This window comes from Erwinia sp. CGal63 (assembly GCF_037026505.1).
Lineage (GTDB): Bacteria > Pseudomonadota > Gammaproteobacteria > Enterobacterales > Enterobacteriaceae > Erwinia.
On the sequence record NZ_JAKUMN010000007.1, the window covers coordinates 190,289 to 205,546 of the forward strand.

The window sequence follows — 15,258 nt, forward strand, 5'->3', positions numbered from 1 at the left end:
ATTTTAGATGAATACACTGATTTTATGAATTTTTAAGCGGATGATTTTGTTTAAAACAGACGGGCGCGCGGCCAGCCCGGTTAAAAAAAGTGACAGGGTTCACATCGTGCTCGCTTCTTTAATCTGGCTGTAGCAAAACATCTTTATTTTTATTTCATAATAAGTGATTTTTTGCCAGGGCATGGCAGGCTTTTTCCTTGTCCGATTTATCTGATTGAGCCGCCAGCCTGCACGAGTCAATATAAATAAGGCCCGGCAATAATTAATCAACAGCGGCCGATTTTATTATACCGGCCGGCGACCGCTACGCTATGCTTACTGCTTAACTCTCATTCGGGGATATGGGTTATCGATGCATTACTGGATAAAGTTACCTCTGGCGCTCTTTTTTTTCGCCGCCGCGCTGCATGCCGAGCCCCTGCAAAAAACCTTTTCTGACTGGCAGATAACCTGTAACAACCAAAACTATTGCGTAGCGCGTAGCGTTCCCGGCGTTAATGGTCTGGTGATGACTATCAGTCGCCATGCCGGCGTCAATGACCATCCCTTTTTGCGCATCGACTACGGCAGTCGCTATACCGGCAAGCTGAACGGCGCGCCGTTACAGGATAACCTGCTGCTGGATGGCCAGCGCCTCAGGCCCGATCTTAAACATTGGGAGGTTCAGCCGCATCACCTCTCAACCGGTCATGCTATCTCGATTAATGAATTCCTGTCGCTGGTGATGGAAGCCGACACGCTGCAGCTGCTCTACAGCCCGCGCGCCACCATTTCGCTGCACGGCCTGAAAGCGGCGCTGCTGCTGATGGACGATGTACAGGGCAGAGTCAATACTATGAGCGCCTGGATCAAAAAAGGCGAACGTCCGGCGACAGATGCGCCGCCGCCGCCCGCATTGCCCGCGTTGCCCTTTACGCAGCCTGTTCCGCCAGCCCTGACGCGTGAGGAAACCACCGGCCTGCTGGACTATGGCACATGGCGCGTCAATACCGATCGCTGCTCGCTGGATCCCCAGCGACGCCAGGTTAGCGTCGCGCCGCTGAACGAGAGGAAAGCGCTGCTGCTGATCGGCTGCGAAATGGGCGCCTACAACGTGATCGATCTCGCTTTCGAAGTGACGCGCAGCCAGCCTTACATCGCCAGAGGATTGACGCTGACGCTGCCCTTCACGCCGCCGCGTCGTGGAGAGAGAAAACTGGAGCTGATCAACGCCGATTATGATGCCAGCCGGGGCGAGCTGCTGACCTTTGGCAAAGGAAGAGGGCTGGGCGACTGCGGCACGGCGACGCGCTGGCAGTATAATGGCCAGGAGTTTGTGCTGGCTGAATATGCTGAAGAAAGCACCTGCGACGCCTGGCACGGCAGCGACGACTGGCCAACGCTGTGGACTACCGCAAGAGACGCGCCGCCAGAAACAGATCGGGCGGCGGCGAATTAACGCGGTTACGGAGCGCGTCACTTGTTAAGTTTCTCTTAACAAGGCGCGGCCCGGTCAGCTTCCACGATAGGTTGCATAGCCATACTGGCTCAGCAGCAGCGGCACGTGATAATGCTCGTTGGTGTTGCTGATATGAAATTCCACCGGGACTTCAGGAAAAAAACTCTCCTGCTTCTGCTGCTTAAAATAGTCGCCGGTTTTAAACACCACGCGGTAATCGCCCGCGGCCGCAGGCTGCTCTGGCCAGAAGTGCTTAATTCGCCCATCCCGATCGGTAGTGGCTTTGTTAAGCATCGCCCAACCGGTATCCTGTTTCTTCTCCAGCGTCACTTCAACGCCAGGCGCCGGCTTGCCGGTTTGCTGATTCAATACGTGTACGCTTAAAAGATTCTGCTCTGCCGCCATCGCGGTTGCCGAAGCGGCAAGGGTAAAAGCCAGCGTCGCTGCGCTAAGATAATTTTTCATGGTGGTTCTCCTGTTGGTTAACGCTTTTATAACCCAGGCGGGAGGCATGGAACCTGACATCAGGATGACAAAAATGTCATGTTGAGCGAAGGCCGGGGACAAAACGGCCGCGTCGTGGCAGACTCGCTGTTATGAAACTATTGCTGATTGAAGACAACCAGAAAGCCAGCGACTGGCTTTGCCGTGGCCTGCGCGAGGCGGGGTTCGTCGTGGACAGCGTGACCGACGGTCGCGACGGGCTGCATCTGGCGCTCAGCCAGGATTACGCGCTGATCGTGCTGGATATCATGCTGCCCAGCATGGATGGCTGGCAGGTTTTACGCTCGTTGCGCACCGCGCGCGCCACGCCGGTTATCTGCCTGACGGCCAGAGACTCGGTCAGCGACCGGGTAAAAGGGCTGGAGCTGGGCGCGAATGATTATCTGGTCAAACCCTTCTCTTTTGCCGAGCTGCTGGCCCGTATCCGCTCGCAGCTGCGGCATAACCATCCTGTGGAAGCAGTACTGACGGTAGGCGATTTAGTGCTGGATTCTGTGCGCCAGACGGCCAGCCGCCAGGGCGAAGCGATCGCGCTGACCCGACGGGAATTCGCGCTGCTCTGGTTGCTCGCCAGCAGGCGAGGCGAAATCGTGCCCAGAACCCTGATCGCCAGCGAAGTGTGGGGAATTAATTTCGACAGCGAAACCAACACGGTCGATGTGGCGATACGTCGACTGCGCCGCAAGCTGGACGATCCTTTTGAGCACAAGATGATCGGCACCGTGCGCGGAATGGGTTATCAGCTGATATGGCCCGGAAAGCCCGATGCGTAATCTCTCCCTGACGGCCAGGCTGACGATAATTTTCGTGCTGATTATGGCAGCGGCCTGCGCCAGTATCACGCTGACGCTGTACGGCGCACTGCGCCACGAGCTGATCTGGCGCGACGACCAGACCCTGATTAACCGGGCAGAGCAGCTGCGTCAGCTGCTGCGGGATGGCGCGAAGCCGGAAACGCTGCCGCTCTATTTCAATCGCATGGTCGATACCCGCCAGGATATTTTGCTGATCCATCCGGCAAAGGGGCCGGCTATTACCCTTAATCAGACTGGCGTCACGCTGCCCACGGCGATCCTTCCAGGTAAACTTCAGCGAGGACGCACCAGAGAGGGCGAAGAGATTGCCTTCCTCAGCCTGCGGGGAGAAGCGGAGAACGGCGCGGTGATGCTGACCGTGGCTCGCATCGCCCGCGAAAGAGCGAAAGTGCTGGAGCAGTATCGCCAGCGAAGCCTGCTGGTCTGTCTGGCGGCGCTGACGCTTGTCGCTATCCTCAGTCCTGTGCTGATTAGGCGCGGGCTGCGGGCGATAGCGAAGCTCAGCAAAATCACCGCCGATACTAACGCCGATCAGCTTTACCAGCCGATTCCACTGCATCGCCTGCCGCGCGAGCTGCTGCCTCTGGGCGAAGCGCTCAACACGATGCGCAGCCGCCTGGCGCACGATTTCACCCGTCTTACGCGCTTTGCCGACGATTTGGCCCATGAGCTGCGCACGCCGGTCAACGTGATGCTCAGCCAGAGCCAGGTCGCGCTGGGGCAGGAGAGAACGCCGGACGAGTACCAGCGGCTGCTGGAAGGGAATATCGAAGAGCTGGAAAATCTCTCCCGCCTGACCGATAACATTCTTTTTCTCGCCAGAGCCGATCACCACAACGTCGCGCTGCGAAAAGAGGCGTTTTCACTGCCGGACACGCTGGAAAACATCACCGATTTTCTTGAACCGCTGGCGGAAGAAAAAGCGCTCTCTTTCCTGGTGCAGGCCGAAGGAGAAATCTTTGCCGACAGGCTGATGCTGCAGCGGGCGCTGGTCAATCTGATTACCAATGCCATTCGCCATGCGCCGGAAAAGACGCTGCTGCGGATAAACGCGACGTTTGGGGAGAGGTTTGTCGATATTTCGGTGGGCAATCAGGGCGAGCTTTTAACGGAGACGGAGAAACTCTACGAGCGCTTTTGGCGAGGCGACGACGCGCGTCACAGTCCGGGAACGGGCCTGGGGCTGGCGCTGGTTAAAGCGATTGCGGAACTGCATGGCGGTTACGCCTGGTATCGGCATCATCAGGGCGAAAACTGCTTTGGGATCAGGCTGGAAGGGCAGAAACCTGCCCGCGTTATGCGGGCAGGGGAACAGGCTTAAATCAGTGCGGCTTCAGCAGTTTTTCCGCATGGCTGACGATGTTTTCCACCGTAAAGCCAAACTCGCTGAACAGCTTCTCTGCTGGTGCAGATTCGCCGAAGGTGGTCATGCCGACGATAGCGCCGTTCAGGCCGACATATTTGTACCAGTACTCGCCGATACCGGCTTCAACCGCTACGCGAGCCGTTACGCCGGAAGGCAGCACGGATTCGCGGTAGGCCAGATCCTGCTTATCGAACAGATCGGTCGACGGCAGTGATACCACGCGCGCTTTGTGGCCGCTGGCGGTCAGCTTCGCCGCGGCGCCCAGCGTGATCTCCACTTCAGAGCCGGTGGCGATCAGGATCACGTCCGGCGTGCCTTCACAATCTTTCAGCACGTAGCCGCCACGGGAGATATTCTCCAGCTGCTCTTTGGTGCGTTCCGGCTGCGCCAGGTTCTGACGTGACAGGATCAGCGCGGTCGGGCCGTGATGGCGCTCGATAGCGTGTTTCCAGGCCACCGCCGTTTCCACCTGATCGCAAGGACGCCAGACGCTCATGTTCGGCGTGATGCGCAGGCTGGCCAGCTGCTCAACCGGCTGGTGCGTCGGGCCATCTTCACCCAGGCCGATAGAGTCGTGGGTATAAACCATGATCTGACGCGCCTTCATCAGCGCGGCCATACGCACGGCGTTGCGGGCATACTCCACGAACATCAGGAAGGTCGCGGTGTAAGGAACGAAGCCGCCGTGATGCGCGATACCGTTGGCGATAGCGGTCATGCCGAATTCACGCACGCCGTAATGGATATAGTTGCCCGCCGGATCTTCTTTAATCGATTTAGAGCCGGACCAGATGGTCAGGTTGCTTGGCGCCAGGTCGGCGGAGCCGCCCAGGAACTCCGGCAGCAGTTTGCCGTAAGTTTCCAGCGAGTTCTGCGAAGCTTTACGGCTGGCGATTTTCGCCGGATTCGCCTGCAGCTCTGCGATAAACTTCTGGGTTTCCTGCTCCCAGTTCTCCGGCATACCGCCATCCATGCGGCGAGCGTACTCTTTCGCCAGCTCAGGATAAGCTGCTTTATAGGCCGCGAACTTGTCGTTCCACGCTTTCTCGCGCTGCTGGCCCGCTTCTTTGGCGTCCCACTGCGCGTAGATATCTTCCGGGATCACGAAAGGTTCGTGGTTCCAGCCCAGCTGCTTGCGGGTCAGCGCGATTTCGTCATCGCCCAGCGCAGCGCCGTGTGCTTCTTCTTTACCGGCTTTATTCGGCGAACCGTAGCCGATAATGGTGCGGCAGATAATCAGAGAAGGCTTATCGGTAACGCTCTGCGCCTCTTTAATCGCTTTCGCCACCGCTTCGGCGTCGTGACCGTCCACTTCATTGATAACGTGCCAGTTATAGGCTTCGAAGCGTTTAGCGGTATCGTCGCTGAACCAGCCTTCCACTTCGCCGTCAATTGAGATGCCGTTGTGATCGTAGAAACCGATCAGCTTGCCCAGACCCAGCGTGCCGGCCAGCGAGCACACTTCGTGCGAAATGCCTTCCATCAGACAGCCGTCGCCCATAAAGACATAGGTATGGTGATCGACAATCTCATGCTCTGGACGGTTGAACTGTGCGGCCAGCGTGCGTTCGGCGATCGCCAGACCCACGGCGTTAGCCAGGCCCTGACCCAGCGGGCCGGTAGTGGTTTCCACGCCCGGCGTGTAGCCGATTTCCGGGTGGCCAGGCGTTTTGGAATGCAGCTGGCGGAAGTTTTTCAGCTCTTCGATCGGCAGATCGTAGCCGCTCAGATGCAGCAGGCTGTAGAGCAGCATGGAGCCGTGACCGTTGGAGAGGATAAAGCGGTCGCGATCGGCCCAGGCCGGATTGGTTGGGTTGTGGTGCAGGAAGTCGCGCCACAGTACCTCGGCGATATCCGCCATGCCCATTGGGGCGCCCGGGTGACCCGATTTGGCTTTCTGCACCGCATCCATACTCAGCGCACGGATTGCATTAGCCAACTCTCTACGTGAAGACATATTTTTCTCCCTGATTTTTTTTGGGGGACGAACGGGGCGAACAGAACGGCGGGCAATGTTCCCCGACCACGTCGGGGAAGCCCATAAATGGAACTACAGCCTGGCGGCCAGCACGTCTTCCAGATGCTGCTGGTCAACGGCGAACTGACGGATGCCTTCGGCCAGTTTTTCTACCGCCATCGGATCCTGGTTGTGCTCCCAGCGGAACTCCGCTTCGGAGAGCGGCGCTGGCTGGTGGAAGGCCTCGGTGGAAGGCGACAGCTTGCGCTCAACCGGCGCGTCGCTGGCCTGCAGCTCTTCCAGCAGGTTTGGCGAAATCGTCAGGCGATCGCAGCCCGCCAGCGCAATAATCTGTTCGGTTTTACGGAAGCTGGCGCCCATGATGATGGTGTTATAGCGATGCTGCTTGTAGTACTCGTAAATGTTACGTACGGAAACCACGCCTGGATCTTCGTCCACCACATACGGGTCAAGCGGCTTACGGCTGTTGTACCAGTCGTAAATGCGGCCCACAAACGGCGAAATCAGGAACACGCCCGCTTCGGCACAGGCGCGTGCCTGGGCAAAAGAGAACAGCAGCGTCAGGTTACAGTTGATGCCGTTCTTCTCCAGCTCTTCCGCCGCGCGGATGCCTTCCCAGGTGGAGGCGAGTTTGATCAGAATACGTGAACGGTCGATGCCGTTGTCTTCATACATTCTTACCAGCTTCTCGGCTTTGGTCACGCACATGCCGCGATCGAACGACAGGCGAGCGTCCACCTCGGTAGAAACGCGGCCAGGCACGCTTTTCAGGATTTCCATACCGAGGTTGACGTTGACTTTGTCGCTGGCGTTAATGATCTGCGTCTCTTTGCTGCCGCCCTGTTTTTTGGCGTAGTCGATAGCGTCGGTGATCAGGTGCTTGTAAGAGTCGAGGCTGGAAGCTTTCAGGATCAGAGATGGATTGGTGGTGGCATCTTGCGGATGGTAGTTGCGAATAGATTCGATATCGCCACTGTCCGCCACCACGGTGGTGTACTGTTTCAGTGCGTCTAGCTGGTTCATCTCATGGCTCCTTGATGTGCAATCTGCAAAACATATGATGGCCGCGCCGGGTCGTCAGCTATGGTTAGCTGATAGCGGGAAAGCCGGATTTACCGGGCTGAAATCCAGAGGATTTGCACACGACCGGCTCCCGACACGGTAGATTATTCTCAGGCCAAACATTGCATCAGACGTCCTGGAATGGGAATGCGTTTTCTCTGATTGTTGCAATGGGTTCGCTCAATGACCGGGATGGTGCGCAAAAATGGCGCATCTGAAAGTGTAGCACTTCTTTAGCATTGCGCGGCCAAACAGCACTGGCTGCTACATTTATCGTGCAGGGAAAGGCGGAGGAAAACCGGCGGGCGAAAGCTGGTGGCTCGCCGGTTAAGAGTCAAATCCAGGCTTTTACCGGCAGAAAGTCGGTATAGAGTGCGGCTTCCGGCGTGCCCGGCTGCGGCTGGTAATCATATTCCCAGCGCACCAGCGGCGGCATCGACATCAGGATGGATTCGGTGCGGCCGCCGGTCTGCAGGCCAAACAGCGTGCCGCGATCCCAGACCAGATTAAATTCTACGTAGCGGCCGCGGCGATAGAGCTGAAACTGACGCTCGCGCTCGCTCCAGGTGAGTGCCTTACGGCGTTCGACAATTGGCAGATAAGCCTTTAAAAATCCTTCGCCGACCGCCTGGGTAAAGCGGAAACAGCGATCGAAATCCGGCGTGTTGAGATCGTCGAAAAACAGCCCGCCGATGCCGCGCTGTTCGTTGCGATGCTTAATAAAGAAGTAGTCGTCGCACCATTTTTTATAGCGTGGATAAACCTCTTCGCCAAAGGGCTGGCAGAGATCGGCGGCGGTTTGATGCCAGTGCACCGCATCTTCCGTAAAGCCATAGTAGGGCGTCATATCGAAGCCGCCGCCAAACCACCAGACCGGATCGGCATCGGGCTTTTCGGCGATAAAAAAGCGCACGTTGGCGTGGCTGGTCGGTACATAAGGGTTTTCCGGATGGATCACCAGCGATACGCCCATCGCTTCAAAACTGCGTCCGGCCAACTCTGGCCGATGCGCGGTGGCGGACGCGGGCATCTGGTCGCCGTGGACATGCGAGAAGTTCACGCCAGCCTGTTCGAAAACCGCGCCGTTGCGCAGCACGCGGCTGCGTCCGCCGCCGCCGCCTTCGCGCGTCCAGCTATCCTCGGCAAACTGCGCCTTGCCGTCAGCCTGCGCCAGCTGCTGACAAATAGTGTCCTGTAAATGAAGCAGAAACTGCTTTACCTGGGCGATATCGGGTTTATTCATGATTTTGCCTGACCGTGAAATGACGCGCGCAGTATACGCCAAAATCCTTAGCCGGGGCGGCGGTTATTGGCGTCGAATTCATTAAAGTAACTGATGACGCCGCTGACGATGGCGCTGGCGATTTTACGCCGGAAGGCGGTCGTGCCCAGCAAACGCTCCTCGGCCGGGTTAGTAATAAACGAGGTTTCCACCAGTACCGAAGGAATAGAAGGCGACTTCAGTACGGCAAAAGCGGCCTGCTCGGTATGCTGGCTGTGCAAATGATGCACGGGCCGGATCTGATTAAGCACGTGTTTGCCCAGCGTCAGGCTGTTTTTAATGGTATCCGTCTGCACCAAATCGAACAGTACCTGCTGCAGATAGCGATCTTTCTGCGCGACCTTCACGCCGCCCACGTCGTCGGCCGCGTTCTCGCGCTGAGACAGGTAGCGCGCCATACGGCTGCTGGCGCCGCGGTTAGAAAGCGCGAAAACCGACGCGCCGTTGGCGTCCGGGCTGGTGAAACCGTCGGCGTGAATCGACATAAAAAGATCTGCGCCGTGACGGTGAGCGATCTCGACACGCTCACCCAGCGGAATAAAATGATCGCTTTCGCGCGTCAGCTTCGCTTCGATATGAGGATGGTCGCTCAGCATCTGGCGAATATAGCCGGCGATCTCCAGCACCACATGTTTCTCCTCCGATCCTTCTTCGCCGACCGCGCCGGAATCAATGCCGCCGTGACCGGGATCGATCATCACCAGCTTTTTGCCGTTGGCTTTGGGCGGCGTCGCGTGCGGTTTGCTGCGAGGCGTTGCCGTCAGCGGCGCTTCTTTCGCCCTGGCGGGTTTATTCGCTAACAGCGCCAGCGCCAGGCCGGATAGCAGCAGCCGGCGGCGGGAGGTCAGCGGAGTCATGGAGCCAAACTTTTTCATTACAACATCCTTAAGGCGCAAATTGCCTGTCGTTATATCGTAACAATCAGGCGGCTGCGAGAGCGGAACTATTTCAGGAGTTTACTTTTTATTTCCACAGGCTAATGGCGGCGCGTTTCCCTCTTTAACGGCAAAAGCGCCCAACGCGGATTGCGGATAAGCTGAGCAGAAGGGCTGCGCCGCAGGCGTTTTCCGGCAATTATCGCGGCAGAAGCTTGCGCCCGCGAAAGAAACCGCGATAATCAGCGAATTATGGTTAACCTCTGGGGCAACGCTATGGAAATTCGCGTATTCAGCCAGGACGATTTTGAAGAAGTCATCACGCTGTGGGAGCGCTGCGATCTGCTGCGTCCGTGGAACGATCCGGAAATGGACATCGAGCGCAAGCTCAATCACGATCCCGATCTGTTTCTGGTCGCGGTGGTAGGCGGCTCGGTGGTCGGGACGCTGATGGGCGGTTACGACGGTCATCGCGGTTCGGCCTACTATCTGGGCATCCATCCCGATTATCAGGGCAGAGGCTTCGCTAACGCGCTGATCAACCGGCTGGAGAAGAAGCTGATCGCCCGCGGCTGTCCGAAAATCAACGTCATGGTGCGGGAAGAGAACGACGCGGTGCTGGGTTTCTACGAGAAGCTGGATTATGAAATGCAGGACAGCGTACTGCTGGGCAAGCGCCTGATTGAGGATCGCGAATATTAAGCCGGTGGCGCGTTTGGCTATGAGCTCTTACACTCCCGACGACTATGACGCGAAAGGCCAGCTAAAGCTGCCGCCAGCCTTTTGGGGCGTAATGCTGCTGCAGGCGCGCACCTGGCTGCTGTTTGTGATGGCCGGCGCGTCCCGCGAGCAGGGAACCGCTTTGCTGGAGCTGTTTTATCCCGACACGCGCGCGTTCTGGACAGGCATCGCGCTGGGCGTGCCTGCGGCAATCGGGCTGCTGCTGACCGGCTATCGTCAACGCCTGCCGCGTCTCTGGCAGGCGTGGCGCTGGGTGCTCTGTCTGTCGCTGACGGTGATGCTGGCCGTCCAGTTCGCCAGCCTCTGGCAGGGCGAGGAAGCGCTGTCGCCGCTGATGATCCTCTTTACCGGTTTCGATCTGCTGGCGCTGGCCTGGTTCAGCTTCAGCACGCGTCTGCGCGACTGCTTTACGCCAGCGCTGAACGCAGGATAAAACTTTTCCGCTGAATTGCACTCCAACCTCTTTTTGAGGCTGTCGATAGCCTATAACGCGACGGCCGCCCAGCTATATTGTCAGGAGACTTCATGAAAACCCTTCGTCCTTTTGCCCTCGCCGCGGCTGTTTTGCTGGCAGGCTGCGCCAGTTCAGGCGCCTCGACCCCTGCGAGCGGCGACGCCACCTGGTGGAACCCGCTGACCTACTCGTGGTCCAGCCTGGCGCCCTGGAACTGGTTCGGCTCCGCCATCGAGGTGAGCGAGCAGGGCGTCGGCGGCCTGAACGGCGCCACCGCCATGAACGAGCAGGCGATCGATAAGGCGCTGAACGGGGATTATAAACTGCGTAAAGGCATGCGCAGCGAGAACGGCGGCGTAGTCACTTTCTTCCAGGCGCTGGACGGTAAGGAGATCAGGCTTGAGGTGACAGGCGAGTCGACTGTCAGCGAGGTCAGGGTCATGGACAGCGGCATCAAAACCGCTTCCGGGGTCAAAATCGGCACGCCTTTCAGCGACCTCTACAGCCGCGCTTTTGGCTCCTGTAAAAAAGTGCCCGGCAGCGACGGCGTGGAGTGTAAAGCGCCGGAGAGACATATCAGCTATCTCTTTAGCGGCGAATGGCACGGGCCGGAAGGGTTGCTGCCGTCCGATGAAGCCCTGAAAAAATGGGCCGTCAGCCAGATTATCTGGCGCCGTTAAGCCTGCCGCGGCTGCCCTGCCATAATGGGCAGCCGCCAGTTCCGCTATTCCTGCCTTCCGCATAAGCTGTGCCGCGTGCTTATAGCTTTTTAAACTTGCAAATCACCAAACGGTATATAAAACCGTTACTGCTTTTACTGTGGTTATAAATAAACTGAACGTTCTCAGGCCGCGGGCCAGGCAGTCATTCCGGGATGAACAGCATGACCACACTACACCAATTTTGCCGCGGCGCGGCACTGCTGCTGCTGGCCGGATCAGCCCAGGCAACGGAGCTGCTGAACAGCTCTTATGATGTTTCACGCGAGCTGTTCGCCGCCCTGAATCCGCCTTTCGAACAGCGCTGGGCAGAGCAAAACGGCGGCGACAAGCTGACCATCCGGCAATCGCATGCCGGCTCTTCCAAACAGGCGCTGGCGATTCTGCAGGGCCTGAAAGCCGATGTTGTCACCTATAACCAGCTGACCGATGTGCAGATTCTGCACGATCGCGGCGACCTGATTCCGGCTGACTGGCAGCAGCGGCTGCCCAACAACAGCTCGCCTTTTTACTCCACCATGGCTTTCCTGGTGCGTAAGAGCAATCCAAAGAAGATCCGCGACTGGCAGGATCTGATCGGCAACGACGTCAGGCTGGTTTTCCCTAATCCAAAAACCTCCGGCAATGGTCGATACACTTATCTGGCGGCCTGGGGCGCGGCGGATAAGGCGAACGGGCACGATAAAGCGAAAACCGAGCGGTTTATGACGCAGTTTTTGAAGAACGTCGAAGTTTTTGATACCGGCGGTCGCGGCGCAACCACCACCTTTGTCGATCGTGGCCTGGGCGACGTGCTGATTAGCTTTGAATCGGAAGTGAATACTATTCGTAATCAGTATCCCCAACAGGATTTCGAGGTGATCGTCCCGCGCAGTAACGTGCTGGCGGAGTTTCCGGTTGCCTGGATCGATAAAAACGTGGCGGCCAACCACACGGAAAAAGCCGCTAAGGCTTATCTGAACTATCTCTATACGCCTGAGGCGCAGAAAATCATCACTCGCTATTATTACCGCGTAAATAATCCCGAGCTGATGGCGCAGCGGCAGTACTTCCCGGCGGTCGATCTGTTCCATGTGGAGCAGGTATTCGGCAGCTGGGAGCAGGTCATGAAAACGCAGTTTGCCAGCGGTGGCGAACTGGATAAGTTGTTAGCAGCGGGACGTCAGTAATGTTTGCCACTAAAAGTAAGCGCGTACTACCGGGCTTTGGACTGAGCCTGGGCAGTAGTCTGTTTTTTACCTGTCTGATACTACTGCTGCCGATCAGCGCGCTGCTGATGCAGCTCTCAAACATGACGCTGGCGCAGTATTGGGACGTGGTGACCAACCCGCAGATGGTCGCCGCCTATAAAGTGACGCTGCTGTCGGCAGGCGTCGCTTCGCTGTTCAACGCCTTTTTCGGCATGTTGATGGCCTGGATCCTGACGCGCTACCGTTTTCCGGGCCGCGCGCTGCTGGACGGCCTGATGGATCTGCCGTTTGCGCTGCCTACAGCGGTCGCTGGCCTGACGCTGGCGGGACTTTTCTCCGTTAACGGCTGGTACGGCGAGTGGCTGGCGCAGTTTGATATCAAAGTTTCCTACACCTGGATCGGTATCGCCGTCGCCATGGCGTTCACCAGCATTCCTTTTGTGGTGCGCACGGTGCAGCCGGTGCTGGAAGAGCTGGGCCCGGAGTATGAAGAGGCGGCGGAAACGCTTGGCGCCACGCCGTTTCAGAGCTTCCGTCGCGTAGTGCTGCCGGAAGTCGCGCCGGCGTTGCTGGCGGGAACGGCGCTCTCTTTCACCCGCAGCCTGGGTGAGTTCGGCGCGGTAATCTTTATCGCCGGCAATATCGCCTGGAAAACCGAAGTCACCTCGCTGATGATCTTCGTGCGCCTGCAGGAGTTCGACTATCCGGCGGCCAGCGCCATCGCCTCGGTGATCCTGGCGGCTTCGCTGCTGTTGCTGTTTGCGATTAACACCTTGCAGAGCCGCTTTGGCCGTCGTCTTGGAGGTCACTAATGGCTGATATCACCGAACTGAACCAGGCTGGTCGCGGACGCGCCAGCTGGGGCAAATGGCTGCTAATCGGCACCGGCATGATTATTTCGTTTGGCCTGCTGGTGGTGCCGCTGATTGCGATTTTCGCCAGCGCGTTCTCCGAAGGCTTTATCGCCATGATCGGTAACCTGAAGGATGGCGACATGCTGCACGCCATCTGGCTGACGGTGCTGATGGCGCTGATTACCGTACCGGTCAACCTGGTGTTCGGTACGTTGCTGGCCTGGCTGGTAACGCGATTCACTTTTCCCGGTCGCCAGCTGCTGCTGACCCTGTTTGATATTCCTTTTGCCGTCTCGCCAGTGGTTGCGGGGCTGATGTACCTGCTGTTCTGGGGCGTTAACGGCCCGGCTGGCGGCTGGCTGGATGAACACGCGATTCAGCTGATGTTCTCCTGGCCGGGCATGGCGATGGTGACTATCTTTGTTACCTGTCCATTTGTGGTGCGCGAGCTGGTGCCGGTGATGCTGAGCCAGGGCAGCAACGAAGATGAAGCGGCGGTACTGCTGGGCGCCTCCGGCTGGAAGATGTTCTGGCGCGTCACGCTGCCAAACATTCGCTGGGCGCTGCTTTACGGGCTGGTATTGACCAACGCCCGCGCGATTGGCGAATTCGGCGCCGTCTCGGTGGTATCGGGATCGATTCGCGGCGAAACCTATACGCTGCCGCTACAGGTAGAATTACTGCATCAGGATTACAACACCGTAGGCGCATTTACCGCCGCCGCGCTGCTGACCCTGATGGCGATAGCCACGCTGTTTGTGAAAAGCGCGCTGCAATGGCGTTTAGAACGCCGCGCGCATCACGAGGGGGAATCATGAGCATTGAAATCAGTAACATCAACAAATCCTTTGGCCGCACTAAAGTGCTGAACGATATTTCGCTGGATATTCCTTCTGGACAGATGGTGGCGCTGCTGGGCCCGTCCGGCTCCGGCAAGACCACGCTGCTGCGCATTATCGCCGGGCTGGAGAGTCAAAATAGCGGCCGCCTGAGTTTTCACGGCAGCGACGTTACCCGGCTGCACGCCCGCGATCGCCGCGTAGGCTTCGTCTTCCAGCACTATGCGCTGTTCCGCCATATGACGGTATTCGACAATATCGCTTTCGGTCTGACCGTGCTGCCGCGCCGCGAGCGGCCATCGGCGGCGGCGATCAAAGAAAAAGTGACGCGCCTGCTGGAGATGGTACAGCTTGGCCATCTGGCTGGCCGTTTCCCGGCGCAGCTTTCTGGCGGGCAGAAGCAGCGCGTGGCGCTGGCTCGCGCGCTGGCGGTCGATCCGCAAATCCTGCTGCTGGATGAACCTTTTGGCGCGCTGGATGCGCAGGTGCGTAAAGAGCTGCGCCGCTGGCTGCGTCAGCTGCATGAAGAGCTGAAATTCACCAGCGTCTTCGTGACGCACGATCAGGAAGAGGCGATGGAAGTCGCGGATCGCGTGGTGGTGATGAGCCAGGGCAATATTGAACAGGCTGGCGCGCCGGATGAAGTCTGGCGCGAACCGGCGACGCGCTTCGTGCTGGAGTTTCTGGGCGAGGTCAACCGCTTTGACGCCGAAGTGCATGGTTCGCAGTTCCACGTCGGCGCGCATCACTGGCCGCTGGGCTATGCACCGGCGCATCAGGGCGCGGTGGAGCTCTTCCTGCGTCCGTGGGAGATCGACGTCAGCCGTCAGAGCAGCCTGGAGACGCCGCTGCCGGTACAGGTGCTGGAAGTCAGTCCGCGCGGTCACTACTGGCAGCTGGTGGCGCAGCCGTTTGGCTGGGGCGAACATCACGAACCGCTGACCGTGGTGATGGAAGGCGAACAGACGGCGCCGGTGCGCGGCGAGCGCCTCTTTGTCGGCCTGCAGCAGGCGCGGCTCTATAAAGGCGACACGCCGTTGCGGCAGGTTGCCTTTGCGCAGAGCGCCTGATATTTTCTACCGCAATACGGGTCAGGCACGCCTGACCTTTTTTTTGCCGGTAAGGCTACTTTCAGGAACCG

At 58.3% G+C, this 15,258-nt stretch carries 14 protein-coding genes and 1 pseudogene; 10 read left to right on the forward strand and 5 right to left on the reverse strand.

Annotated elements, in window-relative coordinates; all coding sequences use genetic code 11:
* Nucleotides 1-352: 352 nt before the first annotated feature.
* Entirely contained in the window at nucleotides 353-1,438 is a 1,086-nt protein-coding gene (locus MKZ79_RS18865) for a DUF1176 domain-containing protein (RefSeq protein ID WP_336144177.1), read from the forward strand.
* A gap of 54 nt (nucleotides 1,439-1,492) precedes the next feature.
* On the opposite strand, the gene hiuH is transcribed toward MKZ79_RS18865, so the two are convergent.
* Entirely contained in the window at nucleotides 1,493-1,903 is a 411-nt protein-coding gene (hiuH, locus tag MKZ79_RS18870; RefSeq protein ID WP_336144178.1) for a hydroxyisourate hydrolase, read from the reverse strand.
* Nucleotides 1,904-2,034: 131 nt separating this feature from the next.
* Here hiuH and hprR point away from each other — a divergent pair, with 131 nt between their 5' ends.
* Complete coding sequence (hprR, locus tag MKZ79_RS18875) at nucleotides 2,035-2,715, forward strand: response regulator transcription factor HprR (RefSeq protein WP_336144179.1); 681 nt, start codon at nucleotides 2,035-2,037, stop codon at nucleotides 2,713-2,715.
* Nucleotides 2,708-4,078: a heavy metal sensor histidine kinase gene (locus MKZ79_RS18880; RefSeq protein WP_336144180.1), complete on the forward strand. Its 1,371-nt coding sequence runs from the start codon at nucleotides 2,708-2,710 to the stop codon at nucleotides 4,076-4,078. Before hprR ends, MKZ79_RS18880 begins: the two co-directional genes overlap by 8 nt.
* A 1-nt stretch (nucleotide 4,079) precedes the next feature.
* Here the strand turns inward: MKZ79_RS18880 and tkt are convergent, their stop codons facing one another.
* The 4 genes from tkt to amiA form a co-directional block, all read right to left on the reverse strand.
* Entirely contained in the window at nucleotides 4,080-6,080 is a 2,001-nt protein-coding gene (gene tkt, locus MKZ79_RS18885) for a transketolase (protein ID WP_336144181.1), read from the reverse strand.
* Between the two features lie 93 nt (nucleotides 6,081-6,173).
* Nucleotides 6,174-7,124, reverse strand: a complete 951-nt coding sequence (tal, locus tag MKZ79_RS18890; protein ID WP_336144182.1) for a transaldolase — start codon at nucleotides 7,122-7,124, stop codon at nucleotides 6,174-6,176.
* Between the two features lie 373 nt (nucleotides 7,125-7,497).
* Nucleotides 7,498-8,406, reverse strand: a complete 909-nt coding sequence (gene hemF, locus MKZ79_RS18895; RefSeq protein ID WP_336144183.1) for an oxygen-dependent coproporphyrinogen oxidase — start codon at nucleotides 8,404-8,406, stop codon at nucleotides 7,498-7,500.
* Nucleotides 8,407-8,453: 47 nt separating this feature from the next.
* Nucleotides 8,454-9,320 (reverse strand): N-acetylmuramoyl-L-alanine amidase AmiA, encoded by an 867-nt coding sequence (amiA, locus tag MKZ79_RS18900; RefSeq protein WP_336144184.1) that lies wholly within the window; start codon nucleotides 9,318-9,320, stop codon nucleotides 8,454-8,456.
* Nucleotides 9,321-9,596: 276 nt separating this feature from the next.
* On the opposite strand from amiA, the gene MKZ79_RS18905 reads away from it, so the two are divergent.
* The 7 genes and pseudogenes from MKZ79_RS18905 (at nucleotide 9,597) to cysA (ending at nucleotide 15,187) form a co-directional block, all read left to right on the forward strand.
* The gene (locus MKZ79_RS18905) at nucleotides 9,597-10,022 is read left to right on the forward strand and encodes a GNAT family acetyltransferase (RefSeq protein WP_336144185.1); all 426 of its coding nucleotides are present in this window, start codon (nucleotides 9,597-9,599) and stop codon (nucleotides 10,020-10,022) included.
* Between the two features lie 19 nt (nucleotides 10,023-10,041).
* Nucleotides 10,042-10,494: a DUF2919 domain-containing protein gene (locus MKZ79_RS18910; RefSeq protein WP_336144186.1), complete on the forward strand. Its 453-nt coding sequence runs from the start codon at nucleotides 10,042-10,044 to the stop codon at nucleotides 10,492-10,494.
* A 92-nt stretch (nucleotides 10,495-10,586) separates the two neighbouring features.
* Nucleotides 10,587-11,195: an RpoE-regulated lipoprotein gene (locus MKZ79_RS18915; RefSeq protein WP_336144187.1), complete on the forward strand. Its 609-nt coding sequence runs from the start codon at nucleotides 10,587-10,589 to the stop codon at nucleotides 11,193-11,195.
* A 203-nt stretch (nucleotides 11,196-11,398) separates the two neighbouring features.
* Nucleotides 11,399-12,403: a thiosulfate ABC transporter substrate-binding protein CysP gene (cysP, locus tag MKZ79_RS18920; protein ID WP_336144188.1), complete on the forward strand. Its 1,005-nt coding sequence runs from the start codon at nucleotides 11,399-11,401 to the stop codon at nucleotides 12,401-12,403.
* Nucleotides 12,403-13,236, forward strand: coding sequence for a sulfate/thiosulfate ABC transporter permease CysT (cysT, locus tag MKZ79_RS18925; RefSeq protein ID WP_336144189.1), 834 nt, complete (start codon nucleotides 12,403-12,405; stop codon nucleotides 13,234-13,236). Before cysP ends, cysT begins: the two co-directional genes overlap by 1 nt.
* Nucleotides 13,236-14,103, forward strand: a pseudogene (gene cysW, locus MKZ79_RS18930) (sulfate/thiosulfate ABC transporter permease CysW). The gene cysT and the pseudogene cysW overlap by 1 nt, the downstream one beginning before the upstream one ends.
* The gene (gene cysA / locus MKZ79_RS18935; protein ID WP_336144190.1) at nucleotides 14,093-15,187 is read left to right on the forward strand and encodes a sulfate/thiosulfate ABC transporter ATP-binding protein CysA; all 1,095 of its coding nucleotides are present in this window, start codon (nucleotides 14,093-14,095) and stop codon (nucleotides 15,185-15,187) included. Before cysW ends, cysA begins: the two are co-directional and overlap by 11 nt.
* Nucleotides 15,188-15,258 lie beyond the last annotated feature (71 nt).

Coding starts and splice junctions, on each gene's coding strand:
- MKZ79_RS18865 (WP_336144177.1), top strand. CDS start 353: ATGCATTACTGGATAAAGTTACCTCTGGCGCTCTTTTTTTTCGCCGCC.
- hiuH (WP_336144178.1), bottom strand. CDS start 1,903: ATGAAAAATTATCTTAGCGCAGCGACGCTGGCTTTTACCCTTGCCGCT.
- hprR (WP_336144179.1), top strand. CDS start 2,035: ATGAAACTATTGCTGATTGAAGACAACCAGAAAGCCAGCGACTGGCTT.
- MKZ79_RS18880 (WP_336144180.1), top strand. CDS start 2,708: ATGCGTAATCTCTCCCTGACGGCCAGGCTGACGATAATTTTCGTGCTG.
- tkt (WP_336144181.1), bottom strand. CDS start 6,080: ATGTCTTCACGTAGAGAGTTGGCTAATGCAATCCGTGCGCTGAGTATG.
- tal (WP_336144182.1), bottom strand. CDS start 7,124: ATGAACCAGCTAGACGCACTGAAACAGTACACCACCGTGGTGGCGGAC.
- hemF (WP_336144183.1), bottom strand. CDS start 8,406: ATGAATAAACCCGATATCGCCCAGGTAAAGCAGTTTCTGCTTCATTTA.
- amiA (WP_336144184.1), bottom strand. CDS start 9,320: ATGAAAAAGTTTGGCTCCATGACTCCGCTGACCTCCCGCCGCCGGCTG.
- MKZ79_RS18905 (WP_336144185.1), top strand. CDS start 9,597: ATGGAAATTCGCGTATTCAGCCAGGACGATTTTGAAGAAGTCATCACG.
- MKZ79_RS18910 (WP_336144186.1), top strand. CDS start 10,042: ATGAGCTCTTACACTCCCGACGACTATGACGCGAAAGGCCAGCTAAAG.
- MKZ79_RS18915 (WP_336144187.1), top strand. CDS start 10,587: ATGAAAACCCTTCGTCCTTTTGCCCTCGCCGCGGCTGTTTTGCTGGCA.
- cysP (WP_336144188.1), top strand. CDS start 11,399: ATGACCACACTACACCAATTTTGCCGCGGCGCGGCACTGCTGCTGCTG.
- cysT (WP_336144189.1), top strand. CDS start 12,403: ATGTTTGCCACTAAAAGTAAGCGCGTACTACCGGGCTTTGGACTGAGC.
- cysA (WP_336144190.1), top strand. CDS start 14,093: ATGAGCATTGAAATCAGTAACATCAACAAATCCTTTGGCCGCACTAAA.